Annotated in this window: 19 protein-coding genes; 6 read left to right on the top strand and 13 right to left on the bottom strand. The window is 68.2% G+C overall.

The features are described from left to right. Window positions 1-160 precede the first annotated feature (160 nt). Window positions 161-2251, bottom strand: a complete 2091-nt coding sequence (locus HS104_29675) for a recombinase family protein (GenBank protein MBE7484126.1) — start codon at window positions 2249-2251, stop codon at window positions 161-163. Further along, entirely contained in the window at window positions 2241-2408 is a 168-nt protein-coding gene (locus HS104_29670; protein MBE7484125.1) for a hypothetical protein, read from the bottom strand. Before HS104_29670 ends, HS104_29675 begins: the two co-directional genes overlap by 11 nt. A gap of 330 nt (window positions 2409-2738) precedes the next feature. Here HS104_29670 and HS104_29665 point away from each other — a divergent pair, with 330 nt between their 5' ends. Further along, the gene (locus tag HS104_29665; protein MBE7484124.1) at window positions 2739-3788 is read left to right on the top strand and encodes a transposase; all 1050 of its coding nucleotides are present in this window, start codon (window positions 2739-2741) and stop codon (window positions 3786-3788) included. Window positions 3789-3945: 157 nt separating this feature from the next. On the opposite strand, the gene HS104_29660 is transcribed toward HS104_29665, so the two are convergent. From HS104_29660 to HS104_29645, 4 genes are all read right to left on the bottom strand, one after another. After that, complete coding sequence (locus HS104_29660; GenBank protein MBE7484123.1) at window positions 3946-4434, bottom strand: hypothetical protein; 489 nt, start codon at window positions 4432-4434, stop codon at window positions 3946-3948. Next, complete coding sequence (locus tag HS104_29655; GenBank protein ID MBE7484122.1) at window positions 4431-4730, bottom strand: hypothetical protein; 300 nt, start codon at window positions 4728-4730, stop codon at window positions 4431-4433. Before HS104_29655 ends, HS104_29660 begins: the two co-directional genes overlap by 4 nt. Further along, window positions 4727-4963 carry a hypothetical protein gene (locus HS104_29650; protein MBE7484121.1) on the bottom strand — a complete coding sequence of 79 codons (237 nt, stop codon included), beginning with the start codon at window positions 4961-4963 and terminating at the stop codon, window positions 4727-4729. The genes HS104_29655 and HS104_29650 overlap by 4 nt, the downstream gene beginning before the upstream one ends. Window positions 4964-5159: 196 nt before the next feature. Next, entirely contained in the window at window positions 5160-5744 is a 585-nt protein-coding gene (locus HS104_29645; protein ID MBE7484120.1) for an MFS transporter, read from the bottom strand. A 556-nt stretch (window positions 5745-6300) separates the two neighbouring features. Here HS104_29645 and HS104_29640 point away from each other — a divergent pair. The 3 genes from HS104_29640 (at window position 6301) to HS104_29630 (ending at window position 9236) form a co-directional block, all read left to right on the top strand. Then, a complete protein-coding gene (locus HS104_29640) occupies window positions 6301-7791 on the top strand; it encodes a hypothetical protein (GenBank protein ID MBE7484119.1) in 1491 nt (496 codons plus the stop codon). Window positions 7792-8035: 244 nt separating this feature from the next. Next, on the top strand, window positions 8036-8707 hold the full coding sequence (locus HS104_29635; GenBank protein ID MBE7484118.1) for a hypothetical protein: 672 nt from the start codon (window positions 8036-8038) through the stop codon (window positions 8705-8707). After that, window positions 8679-9236, top strand: coding sequence for a hypothetical protein (locus tag HS104_29630; protein MBE7484117.1), 558 nt, complete (start codon window positions 8679-8681; stop codon window positions 9234-9236). Before HS104_29635 ends, HS104_29630 begins: the two co-directional genes overlap by 29 nt. 215 nt (window positions 9237-9451) lie before the next feature. On the opposite strand, the gene HS104_29625 is transcribed toward HS104_29630, so the two are convergent. From HS104_29625 to HS104_29605, 5 genes are all read right to left on the bottom strand, one after another. Continuing rightward, window positions 9452-9934, bottom strand: a complete 483-nt coding sequence (locus tag HS104_29625) for a hypothetical protein (GenBank protein ID MBE7484116.1) — start codon at window positions 9932-9934, stop codon at window positions 9452-9454. 391 nt (window positions 9935-10325) lie between these two features. After that, on the bottom strand, window positions 10326-12239 hold the full coding sequence (locus HS104_29620; GenBank protein ID MBE7484115.1) for an IgGFc-binding protein: 1914 nt from the start codon (window positions 12237-12239) through the stop codon (window positions 10326-10328). 52 nt (window positions 12240-12291) lie between these two features. Then, window positions 12292-12966, bottom strand: coding sequence for a hypothetical protein (locus HS104_29615; GenBank protein MBE7484114.1), 675 nt, complete (start codon window positions 12964-12966; stop codon window positions 12292-12294). Then, window positions 12963-13520, bottom strand: a complete 558-nt coding sequence (locus tag HS104_29610) for an RNA polymerase sigma factor (GenBank protein MBE7484113.1) — start codon at window positions 13518-13520, stop codon at window positions 12963-12965. The genes HS104_29615 and HS104_29610 overlap by 4 nt, the downstream gene beginning before the upstream one ends. Then, window positions 13517-14494 (bottom strand): hypothetical protein, encoded by a 978-nt coding sequence (locus HS104_29605; protein MBE7484112.1) that lies wholly within the window; start codon window positions 14492-14494, stop codon window positions 13517-13519. Before HS104_29605 ends, HS104_29610 begins: the two co-directional genes overlap by 4 nt. 104 nt (window positions 14495-14598) lie before the next feature. On the opposite strand from HS104_29605, the gene HS104_29600 reads away from it, so the two are divergent. After that, window positions 14599-16095 (top strand): transglutaminase, encoded by a 1497-nt coding sequence (locus HS104_29600; GenBank protein MBE7484111.1) that lies wholly within the window; start codon window positions 14599-14601, stop codon window positions 16093-16095. Here the strand turns inward: HS104_29600 and HS104_29595 are convergent, their stop codons facing one another. Beyond that, on the bottom strand, window positions 16096-16845 hold the full coding sequence (locus HS104_29595) for a hypothetical protein (protein ID MBE7484110.1): 750 nt from the start codon (window positions 16843-16845) through the stop codon (window positions 16096-16098). A 12-nt stretch (window positions 16846-16857) separates the two neighbouring features. Beyond that, window positions 16858-17385 (bottom strand): hypothetical protein, encoded by a 528-nt coding sequence (locus tag HS104_29590; protein ID MBE7484109.1) that lies wholly within the window; start codon window positions 17383-17385, stop codon window positions 16858-16860. A gap of 177 nt (window positions 17386-17562) precedes the next feature. Here HS104_29590 and HS104_29585 point away from each other — a divergent pair, with 177 nt between their 5' ends. Further along, window positions 17563-18621 (top strand): M23 family metallopeptidase, encoded by a 1059-nt coding sequence (locus tag HS104_29585; protein ID MBE7484108.1) that lies wholly within the window; start codon window positions 17563-17565, stop codon window positions 18619-18621. The last annotated feature ends 135 nt before the right edge of the window (window positions 18622-18756 follow it).

The raw sequence follows: 18756 nt of genomic DNA, 5'->3' as shown, positions 1-18756 counted from the left end.
TGTTCGCCGACTGCGTGCTCGGCTTCTACCGCCGCACGATGCGTGAGCTGCATCGCGTGGGCAAGGGTGAGAGCGGCGCCATCACCGTCGTGCAGCGGGTTAGCTCCGACCTCCGACTGAATAGCCGTCAACGATACCTGGCATGATCACCTCCTTGATTTCATTCGAAAAGGTCGCCCTGCGTTTCTGACGTATCCCCCAGAACGACGCGCCCGGTTTGCTTCAAGCGCGCGAGGACGACGCGCACGCGGTCGCTGTCGAGGTCGCTGCGCTGGATCTCCCAAGGCGCAAACGGCACGAGTTGTCGCATTGGCAAGACACCGCCGTCCACCAGCTTCCTGATCGTGGTGTCGCTCGTCTCGGTGTAGCTGACAGCGCCTTGCAGTGTCAGCACATCGGGATCTTCGACCGTGCGAGCGTGCCCCTCGATCCCGTGATTGCGGCGCGCCGTTTTGACGGCGACCTGGCTCCACGGTTTGCCCTTGCCCGTCCGACGCCCGAGCTTGTTCAGCACGTTCGCGATCACGTTGTCGTCGTAGCGATGCGCCATCTTGCGGATCACCTCGAGGTTCTCCTCCGCGGTCTTGTGCACCGTCTTGGAGCTCACCTTGACCATCTCGAACGCCGTGTGGCAGCCGCCCTTCCAGTGCACGATGAACGACAGAGTTCCTGGCGGTTTCTCGTCCACGAGGATCTCTTCGATCACGGTGCGCGCGATCTGCTTCTTGAGCTCGATCGGACACCTAGGATGATTCCAGACGTCCTCGAAGTGTTCGCCGAACGCCGCCAGCGCATTACGCTCCTCTGCCGTGACTGGCTTGCGTTGCTCGTCGAGCTCCGTCAGCTGCGCACGGGTGCGCTCGAGCTCGTCGAGCTTGTCGTTCCAGCGACGCTCCAGCTCTGAGGCGACGAGCCGGTTGCGCGCATCGACCTCGTTGTACTGTTCGAATGCTCGCGCGGAGTCGTACTCCAATTGCTGCACTTGACGCTGAATCGCACGATGACGTTCACCTTGCTCGGCGCTTCTATGCTCGAGCGCCTCCAGGCTCGCACGCACACCGAGCGGCGACAGCACGCGCACGATCTCCTCGCCGAAGCGGTGGTCCACCGTCGCGCCACCGAATCCGACGCAGTAGTGGGCACCGTCAGCACCGTAGTCACCGACGCACAAGTAGCGCGCGTTCGTCCCCGAAGCTCCCCAGTAGCGGACATGCAACTTACGACCGCAGCGCCCGCAGCGAAGAAGACCGGCGAGCAGTCCTTTTCCCGCTCGCGCAGCACCGGCCGTTTCGTCCGACACGCCGCGAAAGTCATTACGCCGGATCATCCGTTGGTTTTCCTCGAACGTCGCCCAGTCAATGTAACCCGCATGGTGGTCGCGCAAGAAGACCCGTGCCTCTTTGGGCGGGACGGCCTTGCCCTGACGCTTGCGCAATCGCCCCTCACGCCACACGACCTGCATCGGACGGCGACCCCAAGCGTACGCACCGGCATAGAACGGGTTGTGCAACACGCAGGCGATGAAGGTGTGGCGCGGCTGCTGGAAGACGACGACGTTCTTGCCCCCGCGTGCCTGGCCCACGGGCAGCTCGATCTCGTTGTCGCGGAACCACTTGAACGTCTGCCGAATGCTCCACGTCTCACGGAACTTCGCGAAGATGAGCTCGATCGCCTCCTGCACTCGCAAGTTTGGGTCCTTGCTCACCTGACCCGCAGCGTCCCGCACGTAGCCCGGCGGCAGCCGTGGATAGATCTCGCCGCGCTTCGCCTTGTTCTCTTTGCCCTCTGCCAGACGCATTCGCAGCACCTTGAACTCCACAACACTCATCGTTGCCTTGATGCCGAGCACGAGTTGGTCGTCCATGCGACTCACGTCGTAGATCGTTTGGTCGTCGCCGACCAAGGTGTCGAACATCTGGCACAGCTCGATGAGCTGACAGAAGTCCTTGTCGGTCCTGAGCAATCGCGACAGCTCCCGACTCAGGATCAAGCCGACCTCGCGCAGAGCCACGGCGCCGAGCAATCGCTCGAAGCCTTCGCGTCGTTTCGCTGCAACGGCTGCGCTCGCACCGAGGTCGACATCGATCACCTCCACTTCGCTGAAACCCAGTCCCCGGGCGCGATGGACCATCGCGTACTGCAGCTTCTGGCTCTCGAGGTTGTTCCTGACCTGACCCTCAGAGGATTGGCGCAAGTAGACGATCGCGCGGCGACTCAGGTGCTCGGCCGTGATCTTCTGGTCACCGTTCATCGGCCGCTTCCTCCACTTGCTTTACGGCGAGCACCACCGCCACGAGCGCGCTCGCCATCAGCGCGATGACTGTTTCCGTCGTCTCGACTTCGAGCACGACCTGGCTCGGCGTGTCGACGTTGCCTGGCTCCTGCCACTCGAACGGCATCTGCTTCACGGTCACCCTCCTGCTCCGGCTCTGGCGTCTGCGAGGGAGGATCGCCCACAACGGCGACGGAGGCTTCCAGCTGTTCGTGCGTCGCAACGAGCTGCACGACGATGCGCAGAGCGTCGAGCGTCAACGCTGCGCTGTCCGACCTTACGAAACCGCTCGCCGCGGGCTCGGTCATCCAGCGTGGGATCTTGAGATCGACTCCGTCCGGCCCACGCACCGTGATCGGGATTTCGGCGCGACGAGAGGTGTGCACCACATCGAGCTCCGCACCCGCGAGCGGATGAAATGGGTAATGGACGGTGATTTTCGACGACAGGGTATCGTTGAGCCCTGTTGCTCAACCCGCACCTCCACCTCCTCGCCTTGGACGGCGTCTTCGTCGAAGCCGACGACGGACAGCTCGCCTTCCACCAGCTCTCCTCTCTCGACAACTCCGACGTCGCCGATCTCCTGCACACCGCTCGCGTTCGGATCCTCGCCTTCCTCGAGCGGCGCGGCGTCATCGAGCGCGGTCCCGACCCGCGCCTCGCCGACGATGGCTTCGCCGAGCGCGAGCCGGAGCTCGCCGCCCTCGCCACCGCCGCCGTCACCGGCAACCCACCCGCCGGGCCCGAGCAGCGGCAGCGTCCCCCCATCGCCCTGCCCGAGCATGGCGAGCGCTCCGTCTCCGGCCTCTCCGCCCGCGAGGACGGCTTCTCCGTGCACGCCGCCACCACAGCCCCCGCCGGCGACGCCCGCGCTCGCGAGACGCTCTGCAAGTACGTCCTGCGCCCGCCGCTAGCCCAGGACCGCGTGCGCCGGCTCGGGAGCGGGCTCGTCCGTATCCTGCTGAAACGACCGTTCTCCGACGGCACCACGGCCATCGACCAGGGCCCGCTCTCCCTGCTCTGTCGGCTCGCGGCCTCGGTCCCACCCCCACGCGCCCACCGCGTCCACTACGACCCTGGGAAGTCCCCGACGGGGGACGCGGGCGTCCTCGCCGCCGCTCACCGCTGGAGAGCACGCGTCGTCCCGCCCCCGCCCCGAGCGACCGAGGACGCCTGCGCTCGAGCTGGCCACGCGCATGACGCCGGACACGAAGGCAAGAAAGCTCGACCGGCAACTCATCGCTCCAGGTATCGCCCCTGGCGTGAGCTCTTGAAGCGCACCTTCAAGATCGACATCGAGAAGTGCGCCAAGTGCGGCGCTCCCATGGTCCTGCGCGCCATGGTCACCGCGGCTGAGACGGTCACCCGCTTCCTCCGCAGGCTCGGCGAAGACCCCGAGCCTCCATCCCTCGCTCCCCCGAGGAGGCCGCCGTTCTTCATCAGCCCCGCCCTGCGTCAGAGGCTCGGCAGGCTCGACGGCGACTCCAACGCGCAGATGGAGATGTTCGTGTCGTAGCGCGCTCCCGCCGCGGTCGCGTGCAGGGCGGACGTGTGCCTGGTAGCCTCTGCGACGGGGACCATGCAGGGTGCAGCAGCGAGGGCCGAGGACTTCGAGAGCCGAAACAGGCCGGCTTCGGGCGTTGTTCGCGCCGGCGGCAGCCTTCGGCAGAGAACTACCCCCTCTTTGTCTCACCTCCGCGCAGCGCGAAGAGCGACACCGCCGCGATCAGCAGCGTGACGACGCCCACGGCGATCGCACTCCCGGCCACCCCCAACGACCCGTTCAGGTACTTGAACGAAAACGTCAGCGGCACCACGGCGCCGCGCACGAAGTTCGGGGCGGTCGTGGTGACGGTGGCGCTATTGTTGCCGCCCCCGGTCGTTGCTCGCCGCGCTTCGCGCGGCTGCGCGCCGCCTGCCCCCTCCTGATCGGTGCTCACGCCGGCTTTCCGAGAAGAAAGCCGCAGCTCACGTCGATGCGGGATGGGTGAAGTGACAGCAGCCTGGGGCCGGCGCTGCGCGCCGATGGAGGGGGCGCGTCCTTCCGAGACTGGGTGCGTCACCGCGGTACCGAAGCGCGGCGAGACCACAGCGCCAGCGCTCACCACCCGATGTGCTTGCCGCCTGCTCAGACATTCAGCCAAAGGAAAGAAGGGGCTCATAGCTTCGGCTCTCGGCCCCGCTGGCCACCCCAGAGGGCGAGCACCTTCACCGCGTCGGGCCCTGGCCGCACGAAGTAGAGCTTCTTCTGGGTTCGCTTCAGTACGACTCGGAAGATCTCTTGTCCGCGGCGCTCGCCACAGCGCTCGCCGATGCTGGCGCCCTGCTCGAGCAAGTCGAAACAGTGCTCGAGCTCCTCGCGCAGCAGCGTTGGCGCATCCGGACGGTTCGCGACCCACCAGCGCGCCGCACGCTCGATCTCATTCCGCGCGCGACCAGAGACCTCGAGGCGTTTCACCCGATGGTCCGCAGCATCGCACGCACCGTGGCTCCGTCGACGACGCGGCCCGCTTCGAAATCATCAAGCGACTCGTCGAGCGCCGCTTCGAGCTCCGCGCGCTCTTCGGCGCTCACCTCGTCGTCGTCACCCTGCGCGCTCACCAACACGAAGAGCTTCGTTCCTTCTGCCAGCTCTGCGGGCTCGTCGAGGACGATCTGCCCGTTTTCAACGTGCGCTTTGAGCGCGTTCATGAGGCAGACTCTACCACCCTCGAGCCCCGACTGCCTGTGCTGGCGACCTCGCGCGATGATCGCGCAGAAATCCGGTCCAAACATGCGTGGCGTCCCAGTTGATGATCGGCTGAGTCCACCGAGAACATCCTAGCACCGCCCTCCCTTCTCGCCCTGACACCGAGAGCTGGAAGGAGCGCGAGATGCTCGTGGAACCTCACTCCTCCACGTAGTCCAAGCTCTTCCCGTACGTCTCCTGCAGCGCCAGCAGCGACACCGCCGCGATCAGCAGCGTGACCACGCCGACCGCGATCGCGCTGCCGACGACGCCCAGCGAATCCTTCAAGTACTTGAACGAAAACGTCAGCGGCACCACTGCGCCGCGGACGAAGTTCGGAGCGGTGGTGGTGACGGTGGCGCGGATGTTCGTGCCGAAAAGCTCCGAGGCCATAGTCACGAACACCGCCCAGTAGCCGGTGGCGAAGCCGAGGAGCAGGCAAACGCCGTAAAGCATCGCGATCGAGCTCTTGGCGAGGGTGAAGTAGAGGACGACCGAGAGCGCCGTGAGGCCGATGAAGCCGGCGAGGACGCGCTTCCTGCTCTTCAGGATTTGCGAGAGCGCGCCGCTGCCGAGATCGCCGGCGGCGAGGCCGATGTACGTCATCATTACTGCGGTGCCGGGCTTCGGGACTTCCGGCATGCCCATGGCCTTGCCGAGCTCGGCTTTGTTGCCTCCCCCGGTCGTTGCTTGCCGCGCTTCGCGCGGCTGCGCGCCGCCTGCCCCCTCCTGATCGGTGCTCACGCCGGCTTTCCGAGAAGGAAGCCGCAGCTCACGTCGATGCGAGACGGGTGAAGTGAGAGCCGTCTGGGGCCGGCGCTGCGCGCCGATGGAGGGGGCGCGTCCTTCCGAGACTGGTGCGGCGCCGCAGTACTGAAGCATCGAAACCCCACCCGCCGTCAGGTCCTCGAAGCACGGGCTCATGCAATGCGGGCGGCTCCCACCTGGAGCGAACAGGCAATCTCTCGGCTGCTTCGCGGCGCGGACACGCCTGCCCCTGTGCGGCCACGCTCCAGATCGGCGCACCGAGGCCCCGTGGCGAACGGAAAACCGGTAACGGCTGCCCCGTCGGCAACTCAGGGCCGCAGCGCAAGACTTGCCGGGACGTCCACTTCTTCTGCCTTGACGAAAGGCTCGCCTGACGTCGACACTGATCCAAGAGCGGAGGCGTGGAAATGGCAGCACGCAGCACGCAGCACGCAGCACGCAGCACGCAGCACGCAGCACGCAGCACGCAGCACGCAGCACGCAGCACGCAGCACGCAGCACGCAGCACGCAGCACGCAGCATAGCTTGCTTGATGGCGGCCGGTGCCATCCTGACGGTGCCTGTGCGGGCCGAAGCGGCGTTCTCTTGGGCGACGTGCAGCACGTGGCCCAATGGTAACTACTTCCCGGCCGACATCGGTTCCAACGAAACGGATCGAAACCTGCTCGATACCAGTCAGTACGGGCTGAACGAGTATCAGAAGCAGGTTCCGTTGCTGGTGAACGGCAACGTTGGCTCCGTGACGTTCTACTACTCGAGCTTCAACACGGAGCTGAACTACGACTTCCTGAAGGTCGAAGACCTTTACGGCGAGTACTCCTATACGGGCAACTTGGGCACGGGCAGCGGGCTGCACTACCCGAAGAACGTGAGCACCAACTCCAATCAGTTCTTCATGTGGAGCTGGAAGAGCGACTACAGCATCGTCCAACAGTCGAATCCCCGATTCGACGGCGTTCGCGTCTATTGCAAGAGCTCTCCCCAGCAGACGACGGCGCACGCCAGCCTCTCTCCTAACAAGCGCACGGAGGCGCTGCTCATAGCGAGCGGGGATGTGATCTACACGTCCGTCTATCAGCCAGCCAACACCAGGCTCATACTCACCGCGGACGTCCTGACGTCGGACGATCCGGCCCCCGATCTCGACATGTACGCGAGCACTCAGACGCTGCTGCCCGACGACGCGAGCTACGAGTGGCGTGGGTATCACGGAAACGGCGCCGGACTGGACGCCGCCGGAGAAGCCCTGGATCTTGGCAGCGAGCTCTACCCGCGAATGGTGTTTCTCGGCATCCGGTCCTTTCGCGGGCGGATGCACGTCGTGTTGCGCCCCAACCTCCTTCGGACGGCTGGGACCAGGACCGTCACGGTCTGTCACCCGGGAGTGCCCAACATCGAGCAGCACGCAAACTGGCCGAACGTCCGCAACACCCTTCAAGCCATGTCGGTGCGGCTGTTTGCCGCTACTCACGGCAACGTCTTCATCAAGAACATCGACATGAAGTACGACCCAGGGACGGGCGGCGACAAGTGGTGCAGCAGCATCTCGGGTTGCGACTACTGCATGCCCGATCCAAGCGTGGAGCCAGGCGACTTCTGCGGCATGCAGGCGTACATACCCGGGCGGATTCGGATCCCTCATGCCTCTTGCGCGCTCTACACCAGCACCACGCTCCTCTCGCGCACGCTGCTCCACGAGAGCCTGCACGGGCTGTTCGGTCTTGACCACGAGTACTCCGCCACTGGAGCGTTCTGTGCTCACTCAGTCATGAATGGGCCCGCAAACAACGAGCACCGGCTGTGTCTCTACGTCGACCACTGCAAGGACGCACCCGGAACTCCACCCCAGGGGTTCGACTGCCTCGCGACCGGGAACCTGTGGTACCGGCTTCAGACTGGGCCGAACTCGAGTTGGTTCTACGATGTTCCGCCGCAAGGGCCAGGGCAGCCGACCGCTCAGGTCTGGGCGACCGGGTTCACCAACACTTGGACCAAGAACCAGGTGTATTTCGCCTTCCGATGATACCCACGCGGGAGACAATGAGATGCGGTGCATGGTACTTGGAATTGCAGCGTTGATCGGTTGCGAGACTCACGTCGACAGGCCGGTTTCACCGCGCAAGGGCGAAGCGGCCAAGGCTGACAGAGCGGAGGAGCGGCTGCCCCAAGCGGCTGATCGGACTTTCCGTCTGACTCCGATGGGCATACGTCCCGGCCAGACAAACGTGCCTACGGGCGCAGCGATGCCGTTCTCGTACGCGGGAGACTTGAGCTCGGGCACGCAGGCCCTGATAGAGGGCAATGCGCACTTCATCGGCCCCGGGAACGTGAAGACCGGCGTCAAGGTAGTAGACATACCGCCGCAGCGCGCCTCCGACCTCCCTCTAATGGAGCTGCAGGCCGTCACCCCGCTCGCCGCTGACGCGTGGCATTGGCTCGTCGTTGAGCAGACCGCGGAGATGCGAGTCTCCGGCGCCGAGAAGCAGAAGGAGTGGAGTGCGCACTTCTTCACCGGCAGCGCCCCACGCGTGGTGCGGCTTCGGGCCTCGACCGCCAAGAACCCCGACATCGTGAACATCACGTTGAGCGAGGCGGTGAACGCAGCGACACTGAACGCCTCGACGCTCTTCGTGGGCGGCGGTTCAAGCGGGAAATGCGTGCTCCGAGGCGCAGCCTGCATGGACCAGACCCAGCCGTTTCTGACCAACAACGTCGACCTTCGGCTCAACGCCAAGTTCAGCGCCGCAGACGCCGCCGTGCGGCTTGCCGGCGCGGTGTCTGGATTGGGACGCTCCGTCGCGGCCGCGCAGGGACTGACCGGCGACGCCTATTCTGGGGGCGACGCGACACTCGCGGTGCCCGCTTCGGCCTGGGTCGCATGTGGCGACTCGACTACCTACTGCTGGGAAGATGCGAAGCTCCTATCTGCTGCTCCTTAGCCTCCTGTTGGCGTCTCGGGTGTTTGGCGCCTGCGGCGGCGACGTGGACGCGGACGGCGGCGCCGCCGGCGCCGGCGGTGTTGGCTCGGGCGGCGGGGGCTCGGGCGGCAACACCGGCGGTAGCGCCGCAGTGGGGCCCGACGGATCGGCCGGCGACAGCGACGCGCCGCCGGATTCGCAGGACGCGGCGCCGGACTCGCAAGATGCGCCGGGCGACGAGGACGGGGCGGACGACGATGGTCCCGTCCTGACCTGCGCTGCATGCAGCGTGAAGGAGTACGGCTGCACCCAGCAAGGGATGGAATCGTTCAGCTGGGCGGTCAGCACCTGGAGCGCAGGCGGTTGCATCATGAAGGATCCCGTGCAGCCGACAAGCCCGCACATGGAACTCCGGTGCGAGCCCCTTGAGGTCTGCGACATCCCTCCGACGAAGTGCACGCCGATTTCGATCGGAGACGGAGGCGTCCTGACGTGGATCTGGGATTGGAAGCCCTCGCCGGTCAAGGTGACCTGCTACCCGAAAAAGTGATCCGCTCGAGCGCGTAGGGGGAATGAGCTGCCAAAACCCATTAAATCGAAGAGTACGAGCAGGCAGTGATGCGGGCGAGTGCGGCACGCGAACCCTGTGCCGGCGGCCGGACTCGCTTAGGAAGCGTTCCGTTCGCGCGAAAAGCTCATGGCCGAGAACGTGCTTCCTCGCCAGCAGCTCATCGTCGCCGGTCGCGACGAGTCGATGAAAGAACCTCACTCCTCGACGTAGTCCAGGTTCTTCCCGTACGTCTCCTGCAGCGCCAACAGCGATACCGCCGCGATCAGCAGCGTGACCACGCCCACGGCGATCGCACTCCCCACCACGCCCAGCGAATCCTTCAAGTACTTGAACGAAAACGTCAGCGGCACCACGGCGCCGCGTACGAAGTTCGGGGCGGTCGTGGTCACCGTCGCGCGGATGTTCGTGCCGAAGAGCTCGGAGGCCATCGTCACGAACACCGCCCAGTAGCCCGTGGCAAACCCCAGCAGCAGGCAAACGCCGTAAAACGTGGTGAGTGAGCTTCGGGCGAGCGTGAAGTACGCCACGACCGAGAGCGCCGTGAGGCCGATGAAGCCGGCGAGGACGCGCTTGCGGCTCTTCAGGATTTGCGAGAGCGCGCCGCTGCCGAGATCGCCGGCGGCGAGACCGATGTACGTCATCATCACTGCGGTGCCGGGCTTCGGGACCTCCGGCATGCCCATGGCCTTGCCGAGCTCGGGTGAGAACGTGACCAGGATGCCGACCCCGCCCTGCGTCAGAGGCTCGGCAGGCTCGACGGCGACTCCAACGCGCAGATGGAGATGTTCGTGTCGTAGCGCGCTCCCGCCGCGGTCGCGTGCAGGGCGGACGTGTGCCTGGTAGCCTCTGCGACGGGGACCATGCAGGGTGCAGCAGCGAGGGCCGAGGACTTCGAGAGCCGAAACAGGCCGGCTTCGGGCGTTGTTCGCGCCGGCGGCAGCCTTCGGCAGAGAACTACCCCCTCTTTGTCTCACCTCCGCGCATCAACACCTGATGGTTCCGGAAGATCTGAGAGGTCGACGCGTCTTTACGGCAGGGGACACCCTCGCGCCGAGGCCGAGGCTCTCTTCACTTCAACACCGGCGGCACATAGATCTTCTTCGTGCCCGCTCCACCCGGGAAAGAATAGGTGTCGGCGCTGGCGTAGCCGTAGGCCATGATCTGGAACGGTTGGTTGCCGGTCATGCGGTGGACGCCGGCGGAGAGGGCGCAGCGACGCGACTCGTACTCCTTGCCGTCGAGGGTGCCGGACGCGAAGGTCTTGCAGCTCGTGGTCGGACCGCCGTCCAGGGTGACCTCGGTGCCCTTCTCCGCGCCGATCACCACCCAGCTCTCCTTCCAGCCGCTCATCGACAGGAACACGTACTCGGTGCGCGCCTGCTCGATGGCGGGGAAGATGGTGAACGACGGATCCCCCTTGGGCTGCGGCTCGACGTAGCCCTCGCCGATCAGGAACTGCGCCACGACGATGGGCTCGCTCGCGCTGACCACCACGTCCTTCTGCGTCCAGGTGTCCTTGACCTCGCCGGGCTGGAGCGTGAACGAGTCGAAGGGCGCGGGCAGGTTGGTCGTGACCTGCGCCGGCGCCGCGGCGCCGACGAAGCGCAACACGTCCGGCTCCTCCCACCAGGTGAACTCGGGGTTCGAGCGCAGCGGGCTGCGCGTGACCAGGAACTTCTTGCCGAAGGCCTCGACCGGCGCGAGTTGTTCTTCGAGGTGCTGGTTGCAGCAGCCGTTGGAGTTTTCGCCCCAGCTCGGCGGCATCGGCGCGCCCTCCGGCAGGCCCACGCCGCTCTGCTCGGTGCCGCTGAACACGACCACGGGTTTGTCCGAGTCCACGATGCTGCCGGTCAGATCCGCGCAGTACGGACCGGTCGTCATCGTCACGCACTCCTGCAGCGTGGAGTCGTCGGTCTCCAGGTTCAGCACGTCGAAGGGGCCGATGTTCATCTCGATGAGCCCGCCCGCCGGCGTCGCGGCGATGGGGCCGTTGCCCTTGATGCGCCAGCTGGGCTTGACCTTGACCTTGGTGTTCGGCTTCGTGCCCACGACGGTGATGTAGCCGCGCTGCACGAAGGCGCCGGGAGCGGGGAACGAGTGGGCGACCGGCCAGCCCGTCACGCGGTACTTCGTGCCGAGCGAGGTGGTCGGCAGGAGCAGCGAGGCGTCGGTCGAGAAGCCGTGCACCATGTTGTTGAACTGGTAGACGACGATGGGCACCGTGCTGGTGATGCGGTAGGCCCGCGACGAGAAGCAGGTGCCGGGGGAGCTCCAGTCGCCGGGCTTCACGGCGCAGTCCACCTCGCGCGTCGGCAGGGTGATCTCGGCCAGGTTTCCGGGTTGGATCACCACGGACTGGATCGGAGAGGGCTCGGGCGGCGCGCCGACGGGAGCGTCGTTCACCTCGATCACCACGCTGGCCGGCGCGACGCCGGCGTTGGCCAGCGCGACGCCCCAGGGCCCGCCGCCGGGGTCGCTCACGCCGTCGCTCAAGTCGAGGTCCACCGCGTAGAACTCGCAGCCGACGTTGGAGGCCTCCTCCTCGGCGATGGCGCAGCCGTTCTGGCAGGCGCCGTTGTGACAGATCTCGCCGGCGCCAGCGTCGCAGCTCTTCACCAGCGCGCCTGCGACGCCGTCGCCGCTGCAGGCGTGGACCTCGTTGCCGACGCAGATGGTGCCTTGCGGAGAGCAGCCGGTGCAGCCCTTGCCGGGGGTGCAGGCGTGCGGGCAGATCTCGGTCTTGCTCCCGCCGCCCGGATCGCAGGCCAGGTAGTTCGAGCCGATGCACATGCCGCAGTTGCTGCCGCCGGTCCCCGCGTCGAACCCCACGCCGCCGCCCGAGCCGGCAGCGCCGCCGGTGTTGCTGGTGCCCACCGCGCCGCTCGCCGAGCAGGCGCCGAGGGCCCAGAGGGCAGCGGCGAAGAGCAGAGCGATCAGCGGCAGCTTGATGCGAGTCGGTCCGGTCATGGTCGCGTCCTTCACGAGAGGGAACGAGCCTTGATGTCGCGCGCCGAGAAGTCCTTCACGAAAATCGTCACGGCGCCGCCGCGCGGACCTGATCCGCGAACGGGCTCTTGGGGAACTGCGCCAGGAAGCGGCCGGCGCGGGAGCGCGCCTCGGCGCCGCGGCCCGCGCGGGCGAGGGAGGTGATGGCGACCGCCTCGCGCTCTTGGTACAGCATGCCGCTGCCGAAGCGCTTGTGGCCTTCGTCGGCCTTGCGCGCGGCGCCCGCCGGGTCGCTGGCCGCCAGGGCGCGCACCTCGGCGAGCTGGCGCACCTCCTCGGCGAGCGTGGGCTTCTGAGCCTGCACCTTGGCCGGCGCGGAGGGCGGTGGCGAGGCGACGACGGGCGGCGGAGCAGCGCTCGGCTGCGGCGCGGGTGGCGCCACCGGTTCGGGCGCTTTCGGCTCGGGTGGCGCGACCACCGCGGTCGGGGCAGGCGGCGCCGGGGGCGGTGCAGGCTGCTTCGACGTGCTGACCCAGAGCGCCGCGCCCCCGAGCACGGCCGCTCCGGTTCCGCCCAGCAGCCAGAGCTTGTGCTTCACCAGCCAGGACGCCTCGGTTGCGCCGGGGCCCATGCCTTCCTTCAGCTGCGACAGCCCTGCATCGACGTCGAACGGAATGGGGGCCGCGCCCAGCTCCCCGAGGGCCTGCTTGAGCTCGGGTTCGATCGAGGCGTCGTCGCGCAGGCGGACAGGCGGACCGCTCATGAGGCGCTCCTGTTCTTCTGGTCGGCGGTGAGTCGGCGGTACTCCGAGAGGAACTCGGCCCGAGCGCGGTGCAAGCGCGAGTAGATGGTGCCGACCGGCACGCCGAAGGCCTCGGCGAGCGCGTCGCAGCTCTCGCCCTCGATCTCGAACAGCACGAACAGCGCGCGCTGCTCGATGGGCAGGGCGTCCAGGGCGCGCTGCGTGTTGACCAGGGCCTGGCTGCTCATCGCCCCCGAGAGGGGGTCGGCGCTCGAGCTCGGGGCCTGCTCGACGCTCGCTTCGTCGGCGACCGGGGCGCGGCGGCTGGACCGGCGCTGGGCCATGCCGACCCGGAGGGCGATCTGCGCCAGCCACGTCGTCGGCTTGGCGGGTCCTTCCACGAACCCGCCGCGGCGATGGGCGACCAGAAAGGTCTCTTGCACGATGTCCTCCACGTCTTGGCCGCGAAACCCGAGCTGCGTCACGTAGCGGGCGGTCCACGCTGCGTGGCGGCGGAAGAGCGCCTCGGCGTCCATCCTGCCCCCGTCCATGTCGCCTCCGCCCGAATCCTTCATCGAAATCCCACGGCGAGCCCGGCGCTCACTCCCAGCCCGGCGGGTGGGGGCTCGCGGGTGCTCAGCACCTGACCGCGCGGGGCGCGCTCCTCGAGCACCGGCCGAACCACTGGAAAGTAGCCGTGAATGCGGGCGGCGGCGGCCACCAGCTCGGCCAGCGGCAAGCTCACGCCGAGGTCCGCCACCAGCGCCGCCCAGGGCAGGTTGGTGGTGCGGTCTCGAGCGAACCCCCGGCCCTCGGCCGACCAGCGCCCCGCGGCGCCCCCGGCGCAAGCTCGGAGCGACGAGTCGTCGAGGCACAGGGACGCCTGCCCGGCGACCATCGCCGTCTCGGAGCTGCCCGCGCCGACCGAGACGCTGCGCGCCGCGGTGCCCCAGCCGGACACGCGGAGGTGCCACGAATCGCCGAGCGGTGCCGCTGCTCCGATCGAAGCACCCAGCACCGGCTCGGGGAGCACGCCTACCAAGGCGAGAACCTGGGCGTCGACCTCGAGCATCACCCGCTCCTCGGGCGGAGCTGGCGGCAAGGCGGGTCTCGACTTCGCCGGCGGCCGAGCAGGCGCGGGTGAGGGCTTCGGGGCTGGCGGCGCGGGCGCCTCCGGGACCGGCTCCAGGATGGCCTGCATCACCGTCGCGTCGATGGCGAGCGCGATGGCCAGCGCCACCGCCGCGCGCAGATCGACGCAGCTCACGTCGCTGGTGTGGAAGCGGCGTTCGGCGCTGGGCTTGCCGTCGCGGCTCAGCACGAAGCGCAGGCTGTCCTCGTCGAGCTGATCGACCACGATCTGGATGCGCCGGTCGACGCTGGGGCGTCCGAGCCAGAGCCGCACGTTGGCCGCGAGCTCGCTCTCGGTCATGCAGCGGTTCTCGACGACGTCGAGCGCTTCAGCGAGGGACCAGGTCTCGGGCTCGGCGTGCGCGGCGGAAGCCCAGCACACGGCTGCTCCCACCGCCGCCCAGCGCCACGCCCGCATCGCCCCGCATTCTACTTCGTTTCGGCGGGAAGCCTCGCTCGAGCTTCGAGAGAGGGCCTCACCTGCCTTGCGGAGCGCGGGGGCGCACCCTAGCTTGGCGCGTGGTGCGCCGCCCGAGCCGCTCGCGTTGGTCGCTCGTCCTGTCGGCGCTGGGCGTCGCGCTCAAGCTCGTAGTCTCGCTCGCCGTGCTCGCGACGCCGCTCCTCGGCGTGTGGGCCGCGTCGTCCTTGGCTGCCTACGGTGGCAAGGCCACCTGGCTCCCCATCCTGGCCGGGCTCCTGGCGTTCCCCCTCGCGCCCCTCGGCTGGGATGCGTGGAGCGAGTACCGGCGCAAGCGGAGGAAGGACGCGCGCGAGCGCATCCTCACCTTCGGTGACCGGCTGCTCCTGCGCACGTTCGCCATCAATTTCGTGCTGCTCGGGTTGCTCCTGGCGACTCGGCCCAGCGTCGCGTTCACTGCGCTCTCGACCCGCGGCGATTGGATGCTCGACGGCCAGCAGGGCGCGCTCGCGGACCAGACGCGCAAGCTGCTCTTCGGCGTGGCCGCGAGGCTCGAGTGGTTGTACGAGCTGTCGCACGAGAACCCGTTCGAGAAGCTGGCGGAGGACGACTCCGACGCGAAGCCGGAGCCGCCACCCGCACCGGCGCCCACGCCGAGCCCCAGCCCGGCGCCGGCGCCCAGCGGCTCGCCCGCGCCGGCGGAGAGGCCCGCGTCGAAGCCCGCGAGCTGGCCGCTGCCGGCGGAGCTGCACCCGCTGGTCCGCGATTTCCCCGCGGCGGAGGAGGGCAGCTTCGAGTCGGTGGCGCGCTTCATCAAGGCGCGGGAGCCCGAGCCGCGCGCGCGCCTCAAGGCGTTGCACGACTACGTCGCCGACCGCATCGCGTACGACGCCGTCGCGCTGGCCGACGACGCCATTCCCGCTCAGGACGCCAAGTCCGTGTTCGACGCCAAGAAGGGCGTATGCGCCGGGTACGCCAACCTGCTCAAGGCCATGGCCAAGGTCACCGGAGACGAGGTGGTGGTCGTGGTCGGCGACGCACGCACGGACGTGGACGAGATCGGCGGCGGCGGTCACGCCTGGAACGCCGCGAAGATCGACGGCACATGGTACCTGCTCGACCCGACCTGGGACTCCGGTCACGTGAAGGGGCGAACGTTCACCAAGGGGTACACGACCAACTACTTCATGACGCCGCCGGAGATCTTCGGCGTGGACCACCTCCCCGAGGAAGAGCGCTGGCAGCTCCGGCACCGCCCCATCAGCCGCGGCGAGTTCATGCGCCAACCGATGTTGCGTGCGCGCTTCCACGCCTACGGCCTCGCGCTCGAGAGGCCGGACCGCTCCCAGGTCACGGTCGGCGCCGAGCTCGGGATCGAGCTCCGAAACCCAGGCGGCGCCTTCATGCTGGCGAGCATGACCGCGAAGGGCGCGCGCGACGACGAGCTCGGCGAGCACTGCGAGGTCCGCCCAGGGCCGCGTATCGGTGTGAGCTGCCGCTTCCCTCGGGACGGCGTGTACCGCGTGCTGCTGTTCGCCGGGCCGGAGGAGCACGGCAGCTTCGAGCACGTGGGCACGTTCGAGGCGGTGAGCAGGCGCTGATCAGAGCTGCGAGGCCAGCTCGCCGAGGGAGTGGAACGCGGAGGCACCCGCGACCAGCAGCACGGTGAACGCCACCCATGTGGTCCAGGGCCACAGTGAGGCGGCGAGGTCTTCGTCGAGGGCGCGCCGCTTCCAGCGCTCGGCGCGGGCTCGAGCGTCCGCGCTCCAGGCGATCAGCGCGCCGTGCGCGAAGCAGAGCGGCGCCCGGCAGAAGGGGCAGTCGAAGATCGCCGCGGTCGCGCCCGGCGGCACGCTGCCCCCGCAGCTGGGACAGCGCCCGCCGCGGGGACGCCGCGCCACCTCCGCCTCCACTTCCGCGAGCCGGCGGCGGATCCGCGCCTCGATCCGACTGGGTAGGAAGAGCACCAGCGCCGCCACCCCGCCAGCTGCCAGGCCGAGGGCGCCGAAGAGCACGACCACCGCGTGGGCGACGCCGACCCAGAGCGGCTCGAGAGCGCTCGCGGCGTAGGTCACGACGATTGCCCCGAGGAACGCGGGAGTCGCGACGATCGCCCCGGCGATCAGCGCACCGGTGCGAGCGCGGGCGCGGGCTTCGAGCTGGATCGCCGCCCCGAGCGCCAGCGTCGCTTCGCGCTCGAGCTCCGCTGCGTTGGCGGCGCCGGCGCGGGCCGCGCGGTCCTTCTCTTCCACGTAGCGGCGGTGCCCGCAAAACGGACAGAGCACCACCACGTCACCGCCGTCGACCCGGATCTCTCCGCCACAGCTTCGGCAGCGCTCGACTTGCAGCATGTCGTCAGCGGCTCACTCGGCCAGCGCCAGGGTCTTCTGTGCGATGGCGGCCATGGCGGTCTTCGCTTGCTCGTTGGTGCAGGGGGCGGGGGCGGGGTAGCTGAGGCCGATCGAGACGACCTTCTGACCCTTGCGCGCGTCGAGCGTGGCACCATTGGCGCCCTGCGAGTGAAACGCGGCCTCGTCGCCCACGCCCGTCACGGCTTCGTACTCGCTCGCGTTGGGTTGTTGCAGGTCCAGAAAGTACTGGTGCGCGTCGTAGCTCTCCAGGCAGCGATAGACCACCACGATGTTGTACTCGGTCGCGCTGCTGACGTTCTTCTGGTAGCCGCAGGTGTTGACCGGGCCTCCACCGCTGGTGTCGATGGGGCTCAGCACGTCGTAGCCGCTTCCGCAGGCGCTCTCGACCTCGGCCACCGGCAAGCGCTCGCAAAGGTTGGTCAGCGCCTTGCACTGGGTCTCGTCGCCGCCTCCGGCGGAGTCGTCGCTCGAGCAGGAGGTCACGAGGAGTAGGGAAAGCAGAAGGATTGCGCGGGACATGGCGCCAGCATCAGCAGAGCGGTCGCTGGTTCGCAAGTCCCTCTGCGGAGCCAGCGCAAACCGAGGGTTGGCACCCGGGAGTTGCGATCGTCGAGGGCCCTCAGGGGTCGCCCCCCGAGTCTCCGGGCATTTCCCAGCGCGACGCACATGGCACGTGGCGTGCGTCTGGATGGAGCCATGCGTGGGGTCGTGGCTCTGGTCTTGGCGTGCACCGCCTGCGGTGCGGACGCGGCGGGCGGCTCGACGTCGAACGAGCCGGGCAACTCCGGCGGCGCCCAGAGCGTCAGCTCAGGCGGCGCTTGGGCCACCGGCGGCGGCAAGGGCAAGAACCCCTCGAGCCCGAGCGGCGGTGGTGCCGCGGGGCAGGCGGGTGAGAGCGGCACTGCGGGCGAGGCCGGCGCCGCGGGCCAGAGCGGCGCTGCGGGAGAGAGCGGCGCTGCGGGCGCCGGCGGCAGCGAGCCGAGCGATCCCTGCGCGGGCCTCGACTACACCGGCAAGTGCGAGGGCAGCGTGCTGGTGTGGTGCGAGGAGGGCGCGCTGAAGAAGGTCGACTGCGCCGCGGACGGGCGGAAGTGCGGCTGGCAAGACGCGAACGTCGGTTACAACTGCCTGAAGCCGGCGCCGCCGCCGGGGAGCTTGGGCTTCGGCTACCCGGTCGGCGACAAGACCACCTACCCGGCGGGCGGCTGGATGGTGTCGCAGGTGCTCGGCAACTACCTGTACTCGCCGCCCTTCGTCGGCGGGCATCTGGCGGAGGACGTCTTCAATCCGAACGGCCCGTCGGCGAACCAGCCGGTCTACTCGGTCGCGGACGGGACGGTGGCCTTCGCCGGCACGAACTCGAGCTCCTACAAGAACGTCGTGATGATCAAGCACGACCTGGGCAACGGCACGAAGATCTGCTCCTTCTACGGTCACCTGTGGCCACCCGTCGTGAGCACGGGGCAGAGCGTCAAGCGCGGGCAGAAGATCGCCGAGGTGATGGACTGGGCCTACTTCTACGGCAACGAGAACTCGCACCTGCACTACGCGCTGGTGACCGAGGCGGTCTGCAACCAGGCGCTCGGGGGCAGTGGCGCGCTCTGCGGCTACGACCAGACCAGCGGGCCGAACGGCATCTCGGACCTGACCAACGAACCGGCGACCTACACGTCCGCCGGCGACGCCTGCGGCTCCCACAAGCACGCGAACGGGTACATCGCGCCGAGCAAGTTCATCAAGGCGAATCACTTCTGACTCGGGTTTCGCGCTTTCCTGCTCCGCGAGCGCTGCTCTGCGACGCCCCTGCTCGAGGTTCTCGTCGAGACCCGATCCGGGCCGCCAGGCGACTACTCCCACCCCACAGCGGGGGCGCGCCGGCCTCGCCGCAGC

The organism is Polyangiaceae bacterium, from assembly GCA_015075635.1.
Lineage (GTDB): Bacteria > Myxococcota_A > Polyangia > Polyangiales > Polyangiaceae > JADJKB01.
Note: the sequence above shows the minus strand (reverse complement) of the source record. Positions and strands in the feature narration are given on the sequence as shown.

What these genes read in the sequence shown, in the direction of transcription:
- HS104_29610 (MBE7484113.1), bottom strand. Translation starts at nt 13,520, where the DNA reads ATGAAGGATTCGGGCGGAGGCGACATGGACGGGGGCAGGATGGACGCC.
- HS104_29615 (MBE7484114.1), bottom strand. Translation starts at nt 12,966, where the DNA reads ATGAGCGGTCCGCCTGTCCGCCTGCGCGACGACGCCTCGATCGAACCC.
- HS104_29640 (MBE7484119.1), top strand. Translation starts at nt 6,301, where the DNA reads ATGGCGGCCGGTGCCATCCTGACGGTGCCTGTGCGGGCCGAAGCGGCG.
- HS104_29660 (MBE7484123.1), bottom strand. Translation starts at nt 4,434, where the DNA reads ATGAGCCCCTTCTTTCCTTTGGCTGAATGTCTGAGCAGGCGGCAAGCA.
- HS104_29630 (MBE7484117.1), top strand. Translation starts at nt 8,679, where the DNA reads ATGCGAAGCTCCTATCTGCTGCTCCTTAGCCTCCTGTTGGCGTCTCGG.
- HS104_29625 (MBE7484116.1), bottom strand. Translation starts at nt 9,934, where the DNA reads ATGCCGGAGGTCCCGAAGCCCGGCACCGCAGTGATGATGACGTACATC.
- HS104_29650 (MBE7484121.1), bottom strand. Translation starts at nt 4,963, where the DNA reads ATGAACGCGCTCAAAGCGCACGTTGAAAACGGGCAGATCGTCCTCGAC.
- HS104_29590 (MBE7484109.1), bottom strand. Translation starts at nt 17,385, where the DNA reads ATGTCCCGCGCAATCCTTCTGCTTTCCCTACTCCTCGTGACCTCCTGC.
- HS104_29605 (MBE7484112.1), bottom strand. Translation starts at nt 14,494, where the DNA reads ATGCGGGCGTGGCGCTGGGCGGCGGTGGGAGCAGCCGTGTGCTGGGCT.
- HS104_29595 (MBE7484110.1), bottom strand. Translation starts at nt 16,845, where the DNA reads ATGCTGCAAGTCGAGCGCTGCCGAAGCTGTGGCGGAGAGATCCGGGTC.
- HS104_29585 (MBE7484108.1), top strand. Translation starts at nt 17,563, where the DNA reads ATGCGTGGGGTCGTGGCTCTGGTCTTGGCGTGCACCGCCTGCGGTGCG.
- HS104_29675 (MBE7484126.1), bottom strand. Translation starts at nt 2,251, where the DNA reads ATGAACGGTGACCAGAAGATCACGGCCGAGCACCTGAGTCGCCGCGCG.